This window comes from Marinobacter sp. L-13 (assembly GCF_056857715.1).
This window is the reverse complement of record NZ_JBSXNQ010000063.1, coordinates 43867-65458: the sequence shown is the minus strand read 5'-3', so window position 1 is coordinate 65458 and position 21592 is coordinate 43867. Positions and strand designations below refer to the sequence as shown.

The window sequence follows — 21592 nt, the reverse complement described above, 5'->3', positions numbered from 1 at the left end:
CTTATCGCTGGGACGGAGTCCAAACCGTCATCCTCCGCCCCCTCAGAAAATCGACCGTTGCCCGTGCAATCGCCAGGTTCACCTGCACAAAGAAATAGGGAATCTTCACAAGCGTGCGATCCTGGAGCTCAGGCCTGAGGTGGCCGGCAATTACCACGCCGTAAAACAGCAACTGCCCCAATAGCGCAAGCGCGTAAATGCCCCCTTTCGCAGCCAGCACAAACGATGTCACCAATAGCAGAGCCTGAAACCAGGGCACAGCCCAGCGCATCAACTTATGCCCAAACACCTGGAAGGCAAACCAGCCAAAGCGGAACGGATTAAGCACCTCCGCGTGCCGGCTGAGCGCAGTCAGGCCCCGGATAATGGTGCGGATCTTCCGTTGGTACTCCTTGGAGGCATCCGCCACATCCTGATAAAAACCAAGAACGTCCGGCGCAGTGACAGCCACCATCCCCTTTCGGGCGCTATTAAGGGCTGTATTGAAATCGCTGGGGGAGCAGATATCCCAGTCCTGATCACACACTTCCCGCCGCGCAGCAAAGAAGGAACCACTCAGGCCAACCAGACCCGCCCGTTCGCTTTCAACGCCCCGTAACCACATCTCGTACCGTACATAGGCACCCTCACCCACCACCGAACCATCCCGGCTGACAAAACGGTCTTCACTGGAAACCGCGCCAACAATGGGGTCATTGAAATAGCGCACCATCTTCTCAATGGCATCCTCGGGAATGGAGGTCGCCACATCTGAGAAGACCAGGATGTCACCGGTTGCCTTGCGGATAGCCTGCAACTGGGCATACTCCTTACCCTTGCGCTCCCCGGCACGGGCTAGCAGCACACCTTTATCTGCATACTCACCGACAATACCATCGGTGCCATCAGTGGACGCATCCGAGGCAATAATCAGTTCCAGATCGGGATAGGTAAGCTGGAGGCAATTCTCGATTTTTTCCCGAATGCGAGCTTCCTCATTGTGGGCAGTCACAATCAGGGAAACGCGGCGGGGAGACTGAGGATCAGCGTGCTGCTCTGTGGCACCAGTACGCCGGGGAGTGAGACGCAGAAGCAAAGGATAAAGAAAATAACTGAATAAAACGCCAAAAACTGAAATCCAGAACAAGCCCTTCAGCATTACAATCCGTCCCTGTGACCCTGATGATGACTTTTGTGACCGCGGCTGGCATAAATTGAGTACCAACAGACTATACATCCGAGGCCAAATCAAAACCACCAGAAGGAACAACCGCGGAGCAAACTTACCAGCGCAGAAAATAGGCCAGGCCTCTCGAGTTGCCGTAACCTTTTTAATTTATGGATAATAACGACTTGGTTAACAAATAGGATGACCTAAAGCTAGCTCTCGCTTTCAAGGATAGCAGTAGCTTCTCTCTCGCCAAGGAAAAATCACCTCTTGACAAAGCTGCCGATCCCCAGTCGCAATAAACTCTCGCTTGCGCCTTTGAAACAGCAGCCGGAAACGACTCTAAAAAATCGGGGTGGGAGCTGCAAAAATGGTTTATCACATTGATATTGTCAATAAACGTTCTGTCCAGAAATTTTGTGCTGAGGCTATTCCCGCCTCCAACTACATAAAACAACACTTGACGAACCTTGACAACAATGCCGCCATAAGCGGCTCTTAGCCATAGATCAACATCCTCAGCAGTAGTGAGGCTCTCATTAAAGCCCCCACATGCATCGAAATTTTCCTTGGGAATAAAAACACCAGGAGTTCCGAAATAGGGATCACTGAAAACAAGCGGAAAATCGATAATTTCTAACTCAGGCTGTTGAGTGGGCTTGTCCCATTGACGGCACATCTCCGGAGTGAGTTCAGTAACCGCCATCCAGTCAGTTACGCAATACTTCGCCCCAGGATTTGATCCCATGGCACATACCTGCTGCCTCAACTTATCCGGATGCCAAAAATCATCTGCATCAAGGAACGCAAGCACCTCACCATCGGACACACGGCTACCGTGATTCCTTGCCGCAGCAGCGCCCATGTTTGACTGCCTGATCAAGCTAACACTGTAACGTGAGAGGATGTCTTTTAGATCATCGGTAGACCCGTCATCGATAACAACAACCTCGAAGTTGCTATAGGTTTGTCGCATAACCGAATCAAGAGCTCTGCCAATCGTTCCTGCAGAGTTGTAAGCGGGAATAATCACGCTAACCAAGGGATTTTTCATTAGCTCCCACCTTATTCGAAATGAAACATCAATTTCGGAAAACTATACAGTCGCCGAACTTCTGTACAAACAATAAATCTTCATGCAATTTCATCAACAATCTCGAAAAACCTGGGCTTGATACGATCAGACGAAAATTCCAAACTCTTTAAAAACGCAGCTTCACGTACTGCATCTAAGTCAACATTACCAGCTGCCAATTTTCTCAGAACCCCAACGAGTTCATCAATATTGCCGGATTGATAAAGAAAACCATTAACGTTGTCATCAATAAATGACGCTGGGCCGCCAATGTCCGACGCGATCACAATGGCACAACCGTGCATTGCCTCGATGACGGCACCTCCCAATCCCTCAAAGCTCGTTGCAGTGTGCAAAAACACCTGACATTGACTATAAACCGTTGAGACATCCTCAACATGCCCCAAAAACCGGACACATTTTTCTAGACGATTCACATGAATAAATTCATTTATTTCGTCACTATAATTCAACGACGTTATGTCTGGATCAACAGAACCGCAAAACGTAATAGAACAATCAAACCCCTCGTCCCAGAGCAATTTCACAGCCTTCAATGCATCAAGTTGTCCCTTCTGCTTACAGATTCGACCAACATGCAGAATAGACACCTTTTTCGATAAAGAACCACCTCGAAAACGCCGGGATTCATCGCTACTAAAATAAAAAGGAGACGGAAGAACATGCGTTCTTCCGACTGGAAATCGGTATTCTTTCTCATACTCCAACCTAAGTGGAGTCGAAACGAAAAAAAAAGCATCTATTTCGCTTATTGCCCTAGAGAAATTAACATCAAAAAAATCAAGGCTTCTGAAATAACAGATTATTCTAGCATTGCAATCTCGAGTGGCTTTCCAAATATTCGCATCAAAGTTAGAATTCATTATGACAAGATCAATTGACTCTGACTGAACGAGACCCTTAACCCTGCGTTGAACGAGTATATCGTTAAGATAGTCAACAAACACCACAGCCCGCTCAAATATTTTCTTTGGAAAATATTTTTTTAGCGACCCAGAGTGAAATTTTTCTATCCTTTGTGCTTTCTGAGAATAACTAGAGAAAGACCATAACCTCCTCATTGCGATATCGCCACGACCTAAAACTCCGCGATGCGAATAATTCTTTCGAAAAAGGCAGATAAAGTTATGCTTTTTGTTGCCATCGATTAACTCCAATATCCTGGCAACCGAGCCTCCGAAGCTTTGGGCTTGGTCATATATCAAGATATTCATGGCAACCTCCGGATGAAACATCGCTTCATGTTTTAAAACCAACAACAGGCAAAAGAACATCTATGCAAAACTATTATTCTACTGAGCAACTGTCTTCGAGCCTGCTGACAAAAGTTTCGCAAACGGCTCTGATTTCTCTGCAAGTTCAGAATAGGTCCCTTCGTCTAAAACACGACCTTTATCAAAGAGTATTATATTGTTAGCGTTTTCTACCGTTGTTAGCCTATGAGCAACCATGACTATAGTTTTCGAGCTAGCCAGCTTTTGAATATCGTTCAATATATTATGCTCTGTAATATTATCCAGCGCACTGGTAGCTTCATCAAATATGATGACTTTAGGATCTTTATAAAGCGCCCTGGCAATACCTATACGCTGTTTCTGACCTCCGCTCAGCTTGGCACCTCGCTCACCCACCTCAAAATCGTAGCCACCCTCACAGCTCATAATGAAATCGTGAATGTTCGCCATCTTGGCGGCCCTAATGAGCATTTCTTCGTCTACACATTCTTCCATCTCGCCGAAAGCGATATTCGATCTAAATGAGCCATCAAGCAGGAATATATCCTGTGCAACATACCCAATCTGGGATCTCCAGCTCCTGAGATTTGATCTGCTCAACGCACAGTTTTTAACTGAGATATCCCCTTTTGTAGGAGTCAGAAGGCCCAGTAATAGATCTACACAAGTGCTCTTTCCTGCACCGGAAGTGCCGACAAAGGCTGTTATCTCGCATTTTTTTATCTCGAAACTACAGTCGCTGAGAGCAAACTCTTCAGAGTTAGGGTAATGATAATAAACATTATTAAATGAAATGCTGTCTACTGAGATTGGCTCATTTCCCAGCTCGTATAGTGACTTCTTATAGAGCTCGCTTCGCTCCAAATCCTCCGCCAACTTGGATACCACCATTCCGTTGGCCTTAATTGAGGAATAAGACTTATATATTGTTTGAACTGCAGGCAAAAGCTTATACCCTGCCATTGCGTAGAGGCTGACTATGCTTAAAGCACTGGCCGTTGAGCCAGCAGTAACAATAATAAAAATTGACAACCCAAGAATTGCGGAAAATATGATCGTTTCCACCACAAAGCGAGGTAGATCCCCTGCTAATACAATATAGGCAGCCGAGCTTAGACTTCTTACCGTCAAGTCGTTAAGTTCATCTTTGTAGTAATCTTCGTTCCCTCTTAACTTCACCTCTTTAATTCCACCCAAGCTTTCATTTAACAACTTAAGCTTCATCCTATTTATATCATATATTTTCTCGCCATGATCTACGACCTTCCCCCGTATTATTTTGAATATAATGAAGTATATAATCAAAACCAAACCCACCGCGACCAGCGCGACCACTATATCCACAATCAACAATGCTACGACTATCAAAAAACATATAAAAAATTGAGAAACAATATGCAATATTGGCTGCACGACCATATAAATCATGCGCGGAATTTCTTGTGTAATCTGAGAGGTGAGCTTACTACTGTTATTCAATGCAAAAAACGAGTAATCATTATCCATGTAGCTGTTAAATATTCTTCTTTGGACGTGAGCTCCCATGCTCATTGATGCCCTTAACAAAGCCCAAATGCTTAATCCCGATACAAAATTAGCAAACAATACCAGTATCGCCACCCCACCCGCATAGAAAATCAAGAACTCACGATCACTTTTAGCTCCGATAAAATCGTAAGCGGAAGATAATAGCGAGTTGGTACTTATGATGGACGGATCGGTTAGCATTTGAATGAAAGGGGGGATTGCCGCCACACTCAAAACCTGGGCCACCGCCGCCATCAAGAAAACTGCTTGGAGCCAAAGCAACTTTGCTCTATTGCGCTCTCCAATGAGCTGCATCAAATTTTTAAAGAAAATCATAAAACCCCTTAGCAAGATTCGGCATTAAAAATTTGACACTTGATCAATTAACGTTACCCAAACTATAACTGAGACGAAGCACTTGTAGGTCTGCCGAAAATTTTAATACCGCCCTGCTTCTAGCGTTTGCCGCATGCTCATTGTAAATACTCATATTTTTCCCATAATAAATAATCTTTTGCGCCAAGCCCTCATGATCCCCAGGTCTTATATATGCTCCGGTTTGATTGGGTACAGTAGTTTCCCTAAGACCCTGAAGGTCCGAAACAATTAACGGCAAACCACAAGCCATCATCTCCACACTCGACATCGTAAAGGAATCCCAGCCCGTTGACGCTATCACGCCGAGGAAGGCCGATTGCATCAACGCTGGTACATCCTCCCGATATCCGGCAAAGGTTACGTGATCTCGCGTCACTGAGTCAGAGATCAAGGCCTCATATGGAACACTTTGTGAACCCTTATTTCCGCAAATCAAAAGATGAAACGGTTCTATCGCGTTCAGCTTCCTCAGAGTATTCATAGCCTCTATGAGTACTCGCACCCCCTTGCGCTCTTCCATGTGCCCAGAGTAAAAAATAATCTTCCTGTCCCTCGGGATACCCAACTGATCATGAGCGTACTTGCTACCTGCATCCGGCTTATAAATATCGGTATCGACCCCCAAAGGCACCACGCGAGTCCGCTCCTTCGGTACCCCCCTGCCCTGTACAGCGGTGAGCCTCATTGCCTCTGACTCAAAGATGAACAAATCCGGGGCGGAGCGTCTTCGTAGGTACCACTCCAATCGCTTGGCAAAAAGCTTGAATCCGTGATTCAGGCCACTCATGCTGCCGCCCCAATACGAAATAAATCTTGATATCCCAAGCTTACGCGCGCGATTTACGACAGGGGTCGGATATGGCATATCGAAAGCAAGAATGGTATCGATAGGAAAAGTCCGATGAATTTCCTCTAACTTTAACGCATCTTTTCTCTCATAATATCCCAGTTCAAATATATTATTCTCTGGAGAAAACACCTTGGGATACGACCATAAAATCCTATCAAAAGGATAACCAGACAACAGAGCCGCTTGTTCAAAAACTCTTTCCAGTGCACCTATCGCATATCCGGTATGTTGTTCACAGTGCAGCATTATAAGGATATGCCTTTCGCTCATGACATCTTCACCCACAACCTCATCATTCGAACCGAGCGCTTTATTTGAAGCATATTGAAGAAAACATCACGCTTTGCGCTGTCTTTAGTTGAAATGGCCGCAAGCGGAAGCGCAATAAGAGATCGTGTGATTGTTATCAGAGCATTTTTCAACGGATATATTGGTCGCCCCAAAATTCTTTTGGTGGAGAAGTAATCCGCAATTCTCAGAGAGGAGCTGGCTCCGTCCACAAATTTTTTCTCGATATTATCCGTTGTGTACTCGTCGGGCTTTAACCTGTGACCAACGGCGGCATCCGGAAAATAGACAACATTCGCCCCTTGCTCTATGAGTCGCCTATATATAACGGTTTCCTCCCCTGCTGCCAGGGACGTACCTTGCCGCCCAAGCATCTCATCGAAACCACCCAGTGATTCAAGCGTGGCTTTCTTACAACAGAAGTTCTTACCAAAAAACTCATGGTGGATATCGGTTACCGAGAAAGCGACATCGCCGTAGTCAAGGTGAACAAAGAACGAACCGTAGCGCTCATCAAACCACCAGGGCCTGCTTCTATCCCATTTAATTTCAATACGACTGAAAATGCAGTCTGCCTCAGTCGAACCAATCTCCCTCAAATAGCTCCCGATCCAATGGCTCGGAATGTCCGCATCGTCGTCTGTAAACAGGAGGTAAGCGCCGCGTGCAGCTCGAACACCATGATTGCGTGCGTAAGAAAGCCCCTGCTTCTCCTCGAAACAGTATTCTACAGGTACTTGAGAAACTCCCAGAGCTTGTTCAACCACAGCAGCGGTATGGTCATTGGAATTATTATCTATAACCAAAACCTCCACAGTCGTTGGGTCAGCAACGTCGCACCGCCCTAGTTGTTCGAGCGTTGTTGCGAGTGAATCAGCATTATTGTAAGTGCAGAGAATGACACTCAGAATGGGCGCGTTACTCATAGAGATGGATACCGGTATTTTTCATCACGGGGCTGGTCAACAAATGTCCCTGGGGATAGACGATGTTTCCCATATTAACGATGACCCAATCCGTTTGGGAGACAACTATAATTGGCCGGATAGAGAGCGTTCGTGCGCTCCTTGAAAGGTAGGTCGACATGCACACAACATCCTTGTCGGTTAGACGGAGTGCCATTATGCACCAGCTATCGCGGCGTTAAAAGCAAGCTGGCGAATCAACTCCATAAAGCTTTAGAATGGCAACAGCACGTGTGGGTGGCAAAACCCCAGCGTTCATGACAATACACGGACGGCTAGATCGCGACCATTGGAGAGGCCTTAAGCATGGCGTTACTCAGGCGATTTTTGAAAACTGGCGCTTTGACTTTTCTGGCAGTTTACGGTTGGCTGCGAATCAGGCTTTTAAGCCAGCCGACACTTCTTATCCTGACCTATCACAGAGTCCTTCCCGCCGGCTCAGCGGAGAGGGCTTCGGAACAACCAGGGATGATAATCACGCCTGAGGCGCTAGAAAAACATATCCAACTAGTTCGAAAGCTAGGAGCAAAGCCAGTTCATCTGACGGATTGGATTGAAAATGACAAACAGGGCCAACGGCTCCCCAAGCTATGCGTTGCATTCACATTTGACGATGGCTGGCGAGACAACTATCAACACGCCTTCCCTGTGCTTAAAGAACAGAAGATACCGGCTACGATTTTTCTGGTAACAAAGATGATTGGTTCTCAGGGAATCTTCTGGCCCGAGCAAGTGCTCAGGCTACTCACCTCAATGGCGATCCCCGCTGAAAGCTCCTCATTTGACTGGCTTCGGCCGCACCTTCCTGCCTCCTGTCGCACTGGAGATCGTCCCTTATCAGTTCTTGAAGCAGATGCGGTAATCGTTAGTCTCAAAAAGCTCGATGATGAGACGATCATCACTGCGCTGAATAATCTCTACTTAAACCATCCCGAATTTGCACCGGCCAAAAATAGCAGATCCATTTTGAATCAGAAGGAACTATCAGAGATGTCAAAGGATGGCTTGGTCGCGTACGGCGCGCACACCCGCCGCCACTTCCGTCTTAACCGGCTAAAAAGTAAAGAGGATCTTCACGAGGAAATCGTCGTCTGCCTCGAAGATCTTCAATCGCTTACCTCCGCTTGCGTTCCTGTGTTCTGTTACCCAAATGGTGACATCACAAACAATGGAGAATCGCTGGTTTCAGATCATTACGACGCTGCATGCACTACGAAAACTGGCTGGAACACCCGCGGTTGCAACCCTCTTGACCTACACCGGTTCAATTTGCACGACGGTAACAGCGGGAGCAACCTGGCGTTACTGGCAACCATTGGGCGCGGGCTGTTATGAACTCCAAGAATTCAAAACTGGTCGTCACTCATGTGGTGTCTGGTGATTTATGGGCCGGCGCTGAAAGCCAGGTTTATAACCTATGCCGGGCACTAGCGACGTCAAAAGAAATCTTTGTCACAGCTATCGTGTTCAATCCTGGGATTCTATACGACAAGTTGCGAGAACTTGGCATTCCGGTGACACTCGCGGACGAGAGCAAACTAGGCCCCATCGCCATTTGCCGCACAATTGCAGCACACTGCAAAGTGCATGGGAGCAAGATCGTCCACACCCACGGCTTCAAAGAGAACGTACTTGGTATTCTTGGAAAAGAACTCGCGCAGGTCCCATTCTCTGTGCGCACGGTCCATGGCAACCCAGAAACTCAATTCAAATTCACGCACCCCCAAAAGTGGTTAGTACATAAACTAGATGTCCTACTGGGGCGCTTCCGCCAACAGGCAGTGATTGCCGTTTCTAGTCAACTCGAAGAAAAGCTACACAGCATGTTTCCGGGCAAGGTGTACAAAATTTTCAATTTTATTGATGTAGAGAGTGTTCGACACCAATGGCCAAAATCCCCAGGAAAAGACAGGATCGAGCCTCAAATCGGCATTGTTGGCAGGCTCGTTCCAGTTAAACGTGTGGATCTATTTATAAAAACCGTTGCATTGCTGCGGGAACAAGACATCCCCTGTAGAGGGCTGATAATTGGCGATGGTCCGTTGTTGGGAGATCTAAGGCGACTTTCAGACTCTCTAGAAGTATCACATAGTGTTGAATTCAAGGGTTTTATAAATCCAGCTGTCTCAGAAATCAGGAATCTGGATCTCCTTGTAATGCCATCTGATCATGAAGGCCTCCCTATGACTCTTTTAGAATCTATGACCATTGGAGTGCCAATCGTGGCACACAATACCGGTGGGATACCGGATATTCTCAACGGTAACAGTTGCGGCTGGCTTGTTGATAACCATTCACCTGAGGGTTACGCAGCGGCTATAAAAAATGCACTTGAGTTGAGGGACCATAGCGTACGAAAAGCGGAGACGGCATATATTAAGGTCAAGCAAGACTTCGACACTGTGGTGAATAAGCGGCATTACCAAAATCTCTATTTTAAGTTGGCTGCACGCCGCCCCCAGATTATCGCCAACCATAATTGACTGCGACTTGACAAGATGCAGTACTCGTCTAGAAGTTGCTCGACCAAAGCCCGAAAATCACTGCAGAAAATAAGAGTCCGACCTCCAAATTCATTTTACAACTAAGTCTTATGTGGTACATACTCGACAGCAGGTCAACCCGAAGGCCTTTGAAATGGACTCAGTTGGAGGCGGGCCACCGATCTGAGTGTGTCGGGGCCAGCACCTGATTTGGTGTTCGAGTTCAGGGAATAATCCTTAATTGACTGTTATTTTTTGAGGGGGACTGGGTTGCGCCTTTGACTCCGAGCCTTCATCAGTATTTAAGAGTGTGGACTCAGAAATTGTGAAATCATCTAACAACCAATCCGTTCTACTTGAGTATTCACCGTTCGCCCACCCCATCAAATATCCGTGAGCCCAGCCGTTAGGGCCACCACTCGGGATTGGCAGATTTGCACTGCGATCTTCATGGTACTTGGTAAATTCCCTTTCATCTTCCCACCTACGCCAGAGCTCGATTACACCATCGGATGTTTCCTGTTGGGAAGAGGCCTTAACATGAATCACAATCTTCATCCACCTGCCCTGGTCCTCCGGCACTTCAATAAATTGCTTATCGTCCCACTGGGGACCTGCAATTTGATATGATCCTTCACTGTAACTGTAGGCTATTACACTTCCACCTTTGCCGTTTGAAAGGATGTTCCAGAAAACTGATGGGCCATCACCTTTAGACGAATACGCGTCCATCCACAAGGCAAAAAACTTGTTATTAGTTGGAAGGGACGTGGGGTGGTTAAAGTTTTTTGGTACTCTCAGCCAGTAACTAAACCATAGCTCAGGGTAACTATCCCCGAGAGAGAATCTCTGTTCCGACCACGGTTCGCCTGCCGGATAATAAAACAGAAGGCTGTGCGCACCCGTTTTTGCGGTCCACTGAGAATCATCGGGGGCGGGGGTAAATGTCTCGCCATTGTTAAAGACTTCGCGATCTTGGGTAACAACTGCAGTCCGGTTGTTCCCTAACCATTGGAACCCAAGCCCATTAGTAGTAGACATGTCGCCGCTTTCGAACGAGTCGTGCAAAAGTGGCTCTGCGTGCACGGCGGCAGGCCCCATACTAATGGTTACGATTGCTAGAATTTTGGCCGCGCAGAACGAAAATTTAACCATAACCCTGACCTCAAGTAACGTCGTCTACAGAGAGCATAACGTATTTCACAAAAACTTTCATTCCCCAAGGCGGCCGATTTTTTCAATCCAGTCGTCCCCGGTATGACGATTACCTGGCACGGACATTCCTTGTTCTCGACACTGTTTTAACCAACTATACAGAGTCACATCGGAGATGCCTTCCTCTGCGGCCACCGACACCACACTTCGGTTCTGCGGAGGCAACAGCTTTTTCAACACTGCGGCTTTACGTTCTTCGGAATACCGTGGCATGAATGCTCCCATGCCGCCCCCGATTGGTTAAATTCAGGCGCATTCGCAAACTGGACAGCTACGCTGACACATAGGCGGGCTATCGTTCGTAGTATAGTCTAAATATCGATGCAAACCTTCCAAAAAGGTAAAAGTAGGATGCAACCAACTTATAAAAAAAGTCTTTAGCACCCAAAAACCCAAACTTCTTCAGAACAACCGCAGCAAGAAAAGAAAATAAAAACAAAAAAGAAAAAAACAAAAAACAAAAACTATAAGTAAAAAAGAAGTAAATAATAAAAATATGAAAAATAATAAAAACAAAAGACGAAATTGCAACCTTAGATTTAAAAAACCTATCAAGTCCCTCAACGTCCGAGATTCCATGCCAAGATTCTCGTCGAACAAAATCGAGTACACTGTCCGGGTATCCAAGATGATATACTTTCAGCTTAGGGTCTGACTTTAATGTTGCACCGTGCGCCATAGCGCGTTGGCAAAAATCATAATCCTCACCCGAGATTAACTCCTCGTCAAAGCCTCCGACTTTATTAAAAAGCATCCTAGTCAGTATCATATGCCCCGAACCGAGATGGGTGTTCCTAGTATCACCTTCAATCCCCTTATACCAAGACAGAAAGGGTTGCGGCAAATCCGGAGGCACGCAGCAATGTGATCCTGTAATCAAGATCTTTTCCTCGAGCAAAAATTTAATTCTTGTTGCTAGCTGCTCACCCCAATCATCACCCAAAATAACGTCTGCATCTATAAATACTAATAGTTTTCCTTCAGAATAGAACGCACCCTCATTACGAACACCACCAACAGTATTCGCACTGCTTTGATGCAATCGAACATCTAATTTTTTCAGAATTTCGAAACTAGAGTCCGTCGACATGTTGTCGACTACAATTATCTCATAGGAAAAACAACCAATTACAGCCTGTTCTTTTATTTTTTCGATTACAATAGATATAAACTTTTCCTCATTAAAACAAGGAACAACAAACGATACCAAAACGTCACCATTCATACCTCACCCATAAATACGAAATTATCCAAAAATCAAAAACAAGTAAAATAAAAATAAACCATAAAATAAATTTAAATAACGATTATTTTTTTGCAGCATTAAATAAAGCTACAACCATAGCAACATGGATCCATAGAAATGGGTAGTATCCAACCGTTACAAACTGCCCAGCCACTATAAAACCAATCAAGGAATAATTGAACCCCGACGCAAGCGAAACCTCCGTTGACAGCTTCTCGTCTTTTTCTTTTGACAAGGCTCTCATTATGGAAAAAGCGTATATCATTATGGCAACATAGAGACCCAGCCCCATAAATCCTGAGTCAGTTCCAACCTGTATAAAAATGTTGTGCGGAAGCTGTGCACTTCCATAGAGCATGTCACCTGGATAATGCAGCTCATAATATGGAATAAAATTAAAATACCCCACACCCAGAACTGGATGATCAAGCATCATCTGCCAACCATTTTTCCAGTATAAAAGCCGCTGCTCGGATGTTTTGTCCTCTCCTGCCACAGCGAACCGCAGTTTTTGCTCTTCGGGAAGAAAGGTCCAAAAAAGCCACACAAAGAGAGCAATAGTGATAATAGTTTTAGGTCGAAATATCTTTTTGGAGTATCTAATTGTGAGTTGAATAGCAAGTGCAAGCTGACTGCCCCGGGAGCTCGCACCCAAGATTACAGCCCAAGCTGTTACAGGCATCGCCAGACACACTAAGTAGATCCATTTGGAAAGATATGGCTTCAGAAATAGTGATAGCGCCATGGCAATAGGCCAATACACCACCATCTGGATGGCCAGTTCGCCAGAATTTTGAAAGAAGCCGGGCGGCCCCATCAATCCCCAATCAGTGAAGCTGAACCCCCTCTTGGCCCACGTAATGGCTAACGAAAGGGATATCTTGAAAGACGCGACAAGAAATATACCTAAAAATATTAAGAACCGCTCCCTGGTATTTACAATAAAAATAATTAAGAAATATATTATAACCCATGTATAAATATTACTGAGCTTTCCATATGACACAGAAGGCCAGTATGCGGATACCGAAGAGATAACAGTAACCAAAAGAAATAGGACTATTAACTTATTAGCCGGTGAGCGTACCCACTTTACACTTTTATCAAAAAAAGCCCCAACCATCGCACCCAAAATACTAAGCTGTGTCCATGGCAGTATATCCAACTCAGGCATGATGGATTGGGGTCGCACATACTCAAAAAACAGGTACGCACAGATCATCCAAAAGGCAAAGCTCTCGGATTTAAAGTATCCCCACAATTTACTGGGTTTTAGAGAAAAAAGGTCTTCATCGGTGAACTGTTTAGTTTTTGGCACACAACCCCCGCACCGACGAAATCACAAACGCTTCACACCGCTCAAAGTACTGAGGACTGCAATTGTAAGGGTCGTGAAGATATGGAAAAGGTTCCGGGCAACAAAGACCGGCCAACACAATCTTATGTTCCGCCCCAATCTGCTGTTGAAACTTCTTTACATGCTTGGGCTCCATAACCACGATGAGATCGTCAGGCCTGAAGGGGAATTCATCCACTCGCTTCGTCTGGTGAGAATCCAGATCAAGATTCATTTGCCTGCCATACTGAACCGCTCTTGGATCAGCCGGGAACCCAACGCCGCAATCAAGACCGCAGGAATCCGCGTCTAAGCCTAGCCTTCGGGCATAATATTCGGCAAGCGGACTGCGACAGATATTGCCACTGCAAATAAACACTACTCGCTGGCCCACCCCCGGTGTCACGCCCTGGTAACGCCGGTAGGCTCCCAGTGTTGCGAGAAGCCAATACCAAAGATACCGCAGCAACCCCTTTTTGGATCCGTAACGGTCATATATTATGCTTTTCAGTTTTAACTTACTGTTTTTTAGCACGCGAAAGCTACCAGAGCGAATCGTTCCTTAATGCCCCACACCCGTTACAATGAACTACGGCAAGTGGCCAACAACTTATAAGGCATAGATATCATGGAAGAAAGGGTTCTAGTTCTCGACGGAAACCAGCGTGCCGCGCTTGCAGCGGTCCGGTCATTGGGATCTCGAGGACTCTGGGTTAGTGTGGGCGAAAGCACCGATACCTCCTTGTCTGGCTGTTCCAGATACTGCCGGGCTAATGAATACTACCATGACCCCTACGACTCACCCAGGCAGTTTTTCGACGACGTTTGCCGCCTGATACTCAAAAACAAAATAACATTTCTACTTCCGATAACCGAGGCGACGACCTATGCCGTGCTCCGTTACAAATCGGAGTTGCCGGAATCGGTCACGTTACCTTTTCCTGAATCAGATCAGGTTGAGATGATCGCCAACAAAAACCGACTCTTTGAGCTTGCCCTCAGAAAAGGGGTTCCGGTGCCCGAGAGTGTTTTCTGCAAAACTCGCGAGGCAGGGATAGAAGCGCTTGAGTCCGTTGCCCGCTATCCAGTCGTGCTGAAACCATCCAAGTCACGCATTTTACATGATAATTGCATCGAACCAACCAGTGTGATGGTCGTCTACTCTCAGGATGAGGCATTGAGCGCCCTGGAGAGCCATTCATTCTTCGAGCACCCGTTTACGATACAAAGTTTCGTCGAAGGCAAAGGACGGGGAATATTTGCCCTATACGACCGAGGCAAGCCGATCTGCTTTTTTGCCCACCGACGACTACGAGAGAAGCCCCCGGAGGGTGGGGTCAGCGTACTATGCGAGTCCGCTCCCGTCCCTGACAACCTGAAGGAATATGCCCAAATCCTCCTTGATGCGGCCTGCTGGCACGGAGTTGCCATGGTAGAGTTCCGTGTTACACCCGATGGTACGCCTTACCTGATGGAGATCAACCCGAGATTCTGGGGCTCTCTACAGCTAGCCATCGACTCTGGTGTCGATTTCCCCTACTGGCTCTATCAGGTTACCACTGGTAAAGTGCTAAACCACCTCCCCCCCCAAAGGCTCCGGCGTGTACGCTGGGTGCTTGGTGATCTGGATAGACTATATCTAGTGCTCAAATCTCCCCTAAATAATTACTCCTTGTGGAGAAAGCTCATAGAAATCATTAGGTTCATTAAACCAAATACAAAAACCAGACACGAGGTAAATCGAGTGAATGATTTTCGCCCATTCATCCACGAGATAAAACAATACATAAAATCCCTTGGCTCCGGGGGTTAACTACTGATCTACTAAAAAATTCAGTTCGACTCACCTGATTCACATTGAGTGCGTGAAAAGCCCAATGCGAAGGGGTTTTAATATTTCTTTAAAAACCCTTAGATATTACATTTAACCAATCTTAGTTTTCCTGATTTCTCTCTCGTGATTTCGTTCACAACCTTAACGTCAAATATTATGTCACCCGAGATATCCCTCTTGAGGTTAGCTATCAATAACTCCCTAACCTCGTCATTCCATTTAGAATTCGGGATAATGCGAACGATAATTCTATTCTGAGCTTCCTGGACTACTTGAAACTGACTAAATGCATTTGTCTTCGATTGGATACCCTCAAAAACGTAAATTACTGCTTCCGGATGCACCCTTTTTCCAGAAGGCAACTCGATAACGTCGTAGGCACGACCATGAATTGAGTCAATAACCGGGAAGCATCGGCCACACACACAGGCATCATTAGATAATGTTGCATAGTCGCCGAGCCGATAACGAATTAAAGGCGTTGAATAATTGAAGAAATCAGTGACCAGGATCTCACCCGCGCCCGACCCATCGTCTTCAATCTCGAGATAGAGATTATCTGACATGACATGCATGGCACCATGCTCACACTCGTGAGCAATAGAACCAACCTCGCCACAACCGTATTCATTGAATACCGGCACCCCAAATGCCCGAGAGATTACTTCCCTTGAACCAGGTGTCAATATCTCTGAAGTTGTTATAACAGATTTCAATGATCGAATAGCTGGAAGATTATTTTCAATTAAAAATCGCGCAAAAATTTCAATTACACTAACATATCCATAAATATACCCCGGCTTAAATTCATTTGCTTGGTTGTAGTATTCCAGCAATGAATCATCCGTTAGATCAAATGCAGACACTCGTTTTCGGTTCGCAACCAGGTCAGTCAGCCCAGCCTTAAATTTACCTAGCCTCGAGTGTGGAACACCCCAAAACCGCAGCTGCGGTTCGCCAATTTTTATATTAGCCCATTCATACGCTCTGGCTGTAGCACAACGTTCACGGGCTAAAGCCAATGGATTCTTATAGAGCTTTACGGGTTGACCGGTCGAGCCACCAGTAGTTTTACTGGATCTGAAGTACTTACCCCGACTGCCTGACATATCCTGAAGGCTATTTATTAAATCAGACTTAGTTACGGTAGGGAGTTTCTCAAACGCCTCAAAGCTTCGCACTTCCTCTGGATCTATTCCTGCTTTTGAGTAAAGCTCTCTGTAAAATTTTGAGGATCTGAATGCATAATTCACCAATGCCGTAAGCTTTTCGAGCTGATAGCTTCGTAAGCTCTCGACACTCATCCACTGGTTGACCCTGTACCGCCCCACCATCAAAGCTATGGGCTCTCCCTTCATCAACGTGACTGGATAAAAAATCAGATTTTTTGAGAGGTTCCTATCCACGACGTTTCCCTTCCCGCAACGTAAAGCCTTTAAGGATGCTCGATATTAAAGCTAATAGTGTTCGAAGTTCGCCAAGTGTCCACCTGTGGATCACGGCTGATCTCCGAGAATCATACTCGAAGAGCCTTTATTCCCTGAATCTACCCTTCAGGTATTCGACCCAGGAGCAGTACTGGTAGACATCCGCTCTTTTATCTGGAAACGTAAAGCGCGGTAACGAATATCGCATCTTCACGAGCATCAAAGGTGTAACATACCCAGGAACAGCAGAAACAGCAGCCCTGAAGCCCGCCTCCGAAGCCACTTTGGCATCACGCTCACTGAAATCACCGGCTCGCCCCACCGGATAACAAAATACATCACTGGGATTACTCAGTTCATGACGAATCTTTTCCCTGGACATAACAATCTCTTCCCTCGCCTCCTCTGCGCCAAGCTGGGACAGAATGTGATGGGTAAGGCCATGGGCACCAAAACTCACACCCTTCCGTTCAAGCTCTCTTGCCCGTTCCCACCCCAGTGCGAGGTATGGCGAAGGCGGTGCAACAGGTAGTTCAAGCCCGAGTTTTTCTGCAAGGTCGCTCAGGAAGGCGCTGGTTTCGGCCTTGTGTCGCGATGAACTGGACTTCATCAGCTCGCGGATGTCGTGGCCGGCGCGTTGTTTCTCTGCGGAGGACCTCAGAGGCAGATGGCCCGTGCCGTTCTGGGTATCCAGAACCAGAGTCTCATTATCGGATTGTTCCAGCAGGTAGGATACCTGCGCATCCCAGGGCCAGCTTTTGCCGTCCATGAAGTCTGTAATCAGAAAACAGGTAAACGGGCACTGGTGAGCAGAGAAAACCTCATGGGCGGTTTCTACCTGGTGCAGGAAACCATCATCCAGGGTGAACGAGACTACCTTGTGCCGTTTCACTGAGGACTGATTGAACTGGTCCAGGGCCTCATCCAGATCCACAAAGGCGTAGCCCTGCTTCCTCAGCCGGGCCAGGCAATCACTGACCATCTGCGGATCATGCCCGGGCCTGGCATTCCCGGGGTTTTTGAACTGGTGCAGCATAAAAACCGGCAACAGGGGCGGAAGAAATGGGCGCACCATTCCTTCGACCAGACGGCTGGTCATTGTTCTTACCAGCAGGTCCTTGAGTACCGGGGTACCGGAGCGACTACTCATACTAACTCCTGGTAAAGCGTTTGATAGCCATGCAGCATGGCCTTCACGGAAAACGTTTGCTCGGCTTTGTTTCTTGCCTTGGTGGTCATATCCGCTTGAAGTTCTCCCTGCATCACATGGAGCACGGCATCACCGATTGCCTCGCTATCGGCGGTTGGGATCAGGATGCCGGTTTCCTCATGATCCAGGATTTCCTCCGGCCCACCACTTCGGGTGGCGATGACCGGCACGCCGGCCATCATGGCTTCAACCGTAGAGATGGAGAATCCTTCGGATGTGGACGGCAGAAGGAACGCATCCGCCTGGCACAACAGGTCCTGCACGTCGCTGCGAAAGCCCAGAAAATGAATATTGGATCCTGCTCCTCCGTCCTTAACCCTGGCTTCCAGCTCCGCGAACAGGTCCTTGCGCTGATGACCTACCACGATGAAGTGGACCTGCGGATTACGGGCGACCACACCGGGAACGGCATCGACCAGGTAGGGGTATCCTTTCGCCGGGCGAATGTTGCCAATAGAGATCACCAGTTTGGAATCGGCTGGCAATCCCAGCTCAGCTTTCAGGGCGTCGCTCTTTTGAGGGCGGAATTTATCGGGGTCGACACCATTGTAGATCAGCCTTAGCTTTTTAGTTGCCAGCGGGCTGCGGGATCCAAGTTCTTCCTGTAACCGGCGAGACACACACACTATGGCTTTGGCCCCTAGGTTAATGAGTCGGAACTTGGTGGCCAGGAAACGCTCGTTGGACGCTACGTCCACACCGCCGTGGAAGGTGGCAATCATGGGCACGCGGCAAACCAACGCGGCCAGGGCACCGTACACGTTGGAACCCAGGAGATGGGCGTGAACCAGGGAGATGCGATGCCTGCGGATCAGTCGCACGAGGGTGGCAATATAACCGAGATTGAAGCTTCCCTTGGAGTCGATTATCAATGGCTCGATGCCAATGCTTCTTACCGTATCCGCAACCCAGCCTTCTCCTCGCAACACCACGGTATGCTGGTAACGGTCTGAATCCAGACTTCGCAACAGCGTTGTGAATACCGTCTCTGCCCCGCCTGGTCCGGTGGTGTCAATCAGGTGGAGGATGTGGATGGGCGCGGCTGGCATTGGTTGTGTCACTTTCCCTGGTTAACCTTTGAAACGATAGATCAGCCGGAATAACCAGCTGCGCACGATCATAACGGTGGCCATTGGTTCTTCGTCTGTGGCTATGCGGGCCTTGTAGTTTTCGTTCTTGCCTGTGCCCGCCAGCATATCAAATACCTGAATATTGCTGTCCTCAAAGCACTGCTCAATGACATAGCCGAAGTGCAGTGTGCCAGGTGCCAGTTTTTTATGGACATTGTCCTCAAAGCCGCCCTGGATATTGTATATGCGCCCCTGGTACTCAACGTTGTATAAAACAGAGATCAGCCGATCGTCGATCCTGAGCTCGGAAAGACGGGCACGGCCTCCCTCCGCTGGCAGGCGCTCCAGGAACTTGCGCTGGAATAACATGCCCTTGTCACCCCCGAAACAGGGAGAGCCCCAACGCTGTTGGTGGAACTGGTCGAGATTGTCAAAGAAGCTGTCCTGTTCTTCGGCTGGCACATCCCGAACGGTCACGGCTCCGAGCGAGTTCAATACCTTGCGCCGGTTATAGAGCCTCAGCCGGGTATTGCTCCCCAGGGAAGCGAGGTATGCCTCGAACGACCCTGTGGTGTTGACGCTATAGGCGGTATCTTCCTCCAGCAGGCGCCATAGCCAGCGCTTGTCCCGGCATAGCTTCTGCAACAGCTGGTACTCCGTGCTGTTGACGCGGAAATCGCTGAATACGGCTTCGGTCCACTTTGTGGAGGACAGCAGTTCCAGAAGGCGGTCATAGGCATCGGAGCCCGGGGTGTCGCCAAGCAACGTATTGTACTCGGTCCTGGGGGTAGCGATGCAGCGATGGCTAGTGCCAACGCATTCCAGAGCGTGGATTGCGAAACCCTTAAAGCGGTAATGGGAAAGGTACACGCCGTTGGCACCGACAGCGCCCTCGGTGACCGATTCGAAACCTGGAGTATCACCCCAGGTCTCCCACCAGCTTTTTTGCCACGCGTCGGTCTGAAATACACTCACGGCAGGTTCCTCACAATCATCGGGCCCATGATACGGGTAAGCCAAACCGGCAACCGCTTCCAAACTGCAATCAGAAGGCGGAATTTCGGGTTATCCGGGTTCAGGCCCGGCAGCTCGCCTCCCTCTGGAAGGCAGTAATGCCAGTACAGGGGCACCGGAAAGGCACCCCACTGCTGTTTGAACCTGGCGGTACCAGCATCCCGGCTGCAGCGGCCGAAATCGAACAGTTCAAAGCCCTGCTCTACTGCCAGCTGCAGCGTTTTCCAATACATGGCCATGTTGATCCCAGTATGGTTATGCTCCCGCAGCGTCGATGCCCAAGGGATTTCCATGCGTTTACCAAAACCGGTTAAAAAGGCGCAGCCTGCGGGCTTTCCGTGAATCCGTGCCACAACCAGGGTTGCGTTGTTGCCCAGTTTTTTAAGCAGGTTGGCAAAGAAGCCCTTCCCGTACACGGGCGTACCAAGATCGCGCATGTTTCTGGCAAATACCCTGTAAAAATCGTCCAGCAATTCCACGCCGCCCACATCAATGCCGGAAACTTCCCGCTCTCCCCTACGCACTTGGGCACGGACTTTGGGTTGAAAGCTGTTCCACAAGTCGGTTGCGTCTTTCGGCAGAGGCAGCCACCAGGTTATTTTCTCCGTGCGCTTGGGCAATTCGCTGAATTCATCAGAGGTGTGGCGCAGTTCGATGTGAGCCGCGCCGCACTCCTTACGCCACTGCTCGGCCCTGTCTATTAACGCCTGTGCAAATGCCCGGTTGTCCGCCAGAACTCCGCCATAGTTGAAGTAAGGTAACGACACCATGAAATTGCCGAAGAGCCGGCTTTTTTGCTGCACCACTGGCAATGCGCCGCGGATCTGCCCTTCATGATCCAGGGCATAGAAATACTGGCAGCGATGGCGGCAGGTTTCGGTAATAAACTCCGGAATTTCCGGCGTATGCCACAGGGAGGCTGCTGGATGTCTGTGCACGTATTCCTGCACAATCCCTCGGGCATTCGGATGCTCGGATAATACCGCGATCTGGAACGGGCTTTCAGGCCGGTCCAGAACAGCCCCGGGAATAAAAGGTTGTTCCGGTTGCCAGGTTTGCGAAATAGCCGCTGTTTCGTTGAGCTGCTTTTTCAGGGCCTTCTGGAGATTCTTTAGCTCGGCGGAAATGACCTGGAGTTCGGAAATCAGTGGAGCGCAGTCCTCATCGATTTTTCTGGCTTCGCCAACCCTGCGACTCAATCGGCCTTTGGCGGCCTTGAGGGCATCGACACGATCCCTGAGCTCCGTCTGTGTTGGAGTTGCTTCCTGCAT

At 48.0% G+C, this 21592-nt stretch carries 18 protein-coding genes and 1 pseudogene; 3 read left to right on the top strand and 16 right to left on the bottom strand.

Annotation, left to right across the window (positions count from 1 at the left end; genetic code table 11):
* Position 1: 1 nt before the first annotated feature.
* The 6 genes from AC13DD_RS16050 to AC13DD_RS16025 all read right to left on the bottom strand — a co-directional run bounded on the left by AC13DD_RS16050 (position 2) and on the right by AC13DD_RS16025 (position 7447).
* Positions 2 to 1138, bottom strand: coding sequence for a glycosyltransferase family 2 protein (locus AC13DD_RS16050; protein WP_482931464.1), 1137 nt, complete (start codon positions 1136 to 1138; stop codon positions 2 to 4).
* Positions 1139 to 1310: 172 nt separating this feature from the next.
* Positions 1311 to 2201 carry a glycosyltransferase family 2 protein gene (locus AC13DD_RS16045; RefSeq protein WP_482931463.1) on the bottom strand — a complete coding sequence of 297 codons (891 nt, stop codon included), beginning with the start codon at positions 2199 to 2201 and terminating at the stop codon, positions 1311 to 1313.
* A gap of 80 nt (positions 2202 to 2281) precedes the next feature.
* Positions 2282 to 3457 carry a glycosyltransferase family 4 protein gene (locus AC13DD_RS16040; protein ID WP_482931462.1) on the bottom strand — a complete coding sequence of 392 codons (1176 nt, stop codon included), beginning with the start codon at positions 3455 to 3457 and terminating at the stop codon, positions 2282 to 2284.
* Between the two features lie 78 nt (positions 3458 to 3535).
* Positions 3536 to 5341 (bottom strand): ABC transporter ATP-binding protein, encoded by a 1806-nt coding sequence (locus AC13DD_RS16035; RefSeq protein ID WP_482931461.1) that lies wholly within the window; start codon positions 5339 to 5341, stop codon positions 3536 to 3538.
* Between the two features lie 43 nt (positions 5342 to 5384).
* Positions 5385 to 6518, bottom strand: a complete 1134-nt coding sequence (locus tag AC13DD_RS16030) for a glycosyltransferase family 4 protein (protein ID WP_482931460.1) — start codon at positions 6516 to 6518, stop codon at positions 5385 to 5387.
* Positions 6500 to 7447: a glycosyltransferase family 2 protein gene (locus AC13DD_RS16025; protein ID WP_482931459.1), complete on the bottom strand. Its 948-nt coding sequence runs from the start codon at positions 7445 to 7447 to the stop codon at positions 6500 to 6502. Before AC13DD_RS16025 ends, AC13DD_RS16030 begins: the two co-directional genes overlap by 19 nt.
* A gap of 345 nt (positions 7448 to 7792) precedes the next feature.
* Between AC13DD_RS16025 and AC13DD_RS16020 the strand changes: the two genes are divergently transcribed.
* Positions 7793 to 8821, top strand: a complete 1029-nt coding sequence (locus tag AC13DD_RS16020; protein ID WP_482931458.1) for a polysaccharide deacetylase family protein — start codon at positions 7793 to 7795, stop codon at positions 8819 to 8821.
* Entirely contained in the window at positions 8818 to 9969 is a 1152-nt protein-coding gene (locus AC13DD_RS16015) for a glycosyltransferase family 4 protein (RefSeq protein ID WP_482931457.1), read from the top strand. The genes AC13DD_RS16020 and AC13DD_RS16015 overlap by 4 nt, the downstream gene beginning before the upstream one ends.
* A 237-nt stretch (positions 9970 to 10206) precedes the next feature.
* Here AC13DD_RS16015 and AC13DD_RS16010 read toward each other — a convergent pair whose 3' ends face one another.
* From AC13DD_RS16010 to AC13DD_RS15990, 5 genes and pseudogenes are all read right to left on the bottom strand, one after another.
* A complete protein-coding gene (locus AC13DD_RS16010; protein ID WP_482931456.1) occupies positions 10207 to 11124 on the bottom strand; it encodes a polysaccharide lyase family protein in 918 nt (305 codons plus the stop codon).
* Between the two features lie 87 nt (positions 11125 to 11211).
* A pseudogene (locus AC13DD_RS16005) lies at positions 11212 to 11397 on the bottom strand (transposase); the annotation flags it as partial.
* 79 nt (positions 11398 to 11476) lie between these two features.
* Complete coding sequence (locus AC13DD_RS16000) at positions 11477 to 12409, bottom strand: glycosyltransferase (protein ID WP_482931455.1); 933 nt, start codon at positions 12407 to 12409, stop codon at positions 11477 to 11479.
* An 82-nt stretch (positions 12410 to 12491) separates the two neighbouring features.
* Positions 12492 to 13748, bottom strand: coding sequence for an O-antigen ligase family protein (locus tag AC13DD_RS15995; protein ID WP_482931454.1), 1257 nt, complete (start codon positions 13746 to 13748; stop codon positions 12492 to 12494).
* Positions 13735 to 14145 carry an arsenate-mycothiol transferase ArsC gene (locus tag AC13DD_RS15990; RefSeq protein WP_482931500.1) on the bottom strand — a complete coding sequence of 137 codons (411 nt, stop codon included), beginning with the start codon at positions 14143 to 14145 and terminating at the stop codon, positions 13735 to 13737. The genes AC13DD_RS15995 and AC13DD_RS15990 overlap by 14 nt, the downstream gene beginning before the upstream one ends.
* 249 nt (positions 14146 to 14394) lie before the next feature.
* On the opposite strand from AC13DD_RS15990, the gene AC13DD_RS15985 reads away from it, so the two are divergent.
* Positions 14395 to 15579, top strand: a complete 1185-nt coding sequence (locus AC13DD_RS15985) for a carboxylate--amine ligase (RefSeq protein WP_482931453.1) — start codon at positions 14395 to 14397, stop codon at positions 15577 to 15579.
* A 98-nt stretch (positions 15580 to 15677) separates the two neighbouring features.
* Here AC13DD_RS15985 and AC13DD_RS15980 read toward each other — a convergent pair whose 3' ends face one another.
* The 5 genes from AC13DD_RS15980 to AC13DD_RS15960 all read right to left on the bottom strand — a co-directional run bounded on the left by AC13DD_RS15980 (position 15678) and on the right by AC13DD_RS15960 (position 21592).
* The gene (locus AC13DD_RS15980; protein ID WP_482931452.1) at positions 15678 to 17006 is read right to left on the bottom strand and encodes a phenylacetate--CoA ligase family protein; all 1329 of its coding nucleotides are present in this window, start codon (positions 17004 to 17006) and stop codon (positions 15678 to 15680) included.
* Positions 17007 to 17133: 127 nt separating this feature from the next.
* A complete protein-coding gene (locus AC13DD_RS15975; protein WP_482931451.1) occupies positions 17134 to 18177 on the bottom strand; it encodes a polysaccharide deacetylase family protein in 1044 nt (347 codons plus the stop codon).
* Positions 18174 to 19286, bottom strand: a complete 1113-nt coding sequence (locus tag AC13DD_RS15970) for a glycosyltransferase family 4 protein (protein WP_482931450.1) — start codon at positions 19284 to 19286, stop codon at positions 18174 to 18176. Before AC13DD_RS15970 ends, AC13DD_RS15975 begins: the two co-directional genes overlap by 4 nt.
* 21 nt (positions 19287 to 19307) lie before the next feature.
* Positions 19308 to 20282 (bottom strand): GNAT family N-acetyltransferase, encoded by a 975-nt coding sequence (locus tag AC13DD_RS15965; RefSeq protein ID WP_482931449.1) that lies wholly within the window; start codon positions 20280 to 20282, stop codon positions 19308 to 19310.
* The gene (locus AC13DD_RS15960; RefSeq protein WP_482931448.1) at positions 20279 to 21592 is read right to left on the bottom strand and encodes a FemAB family XrtA/PEP-CTERM system-associated protein; all 1314 of its coding nucleotides are present in this window, start codon (positions 21590 to 21592) and stop codon (positions 20279 to 20281) included. The genes AC13DD_RS15965 and AC13DD_RS15960 overlap by 4 nt, the downstream gene beginning before the upstream one ends.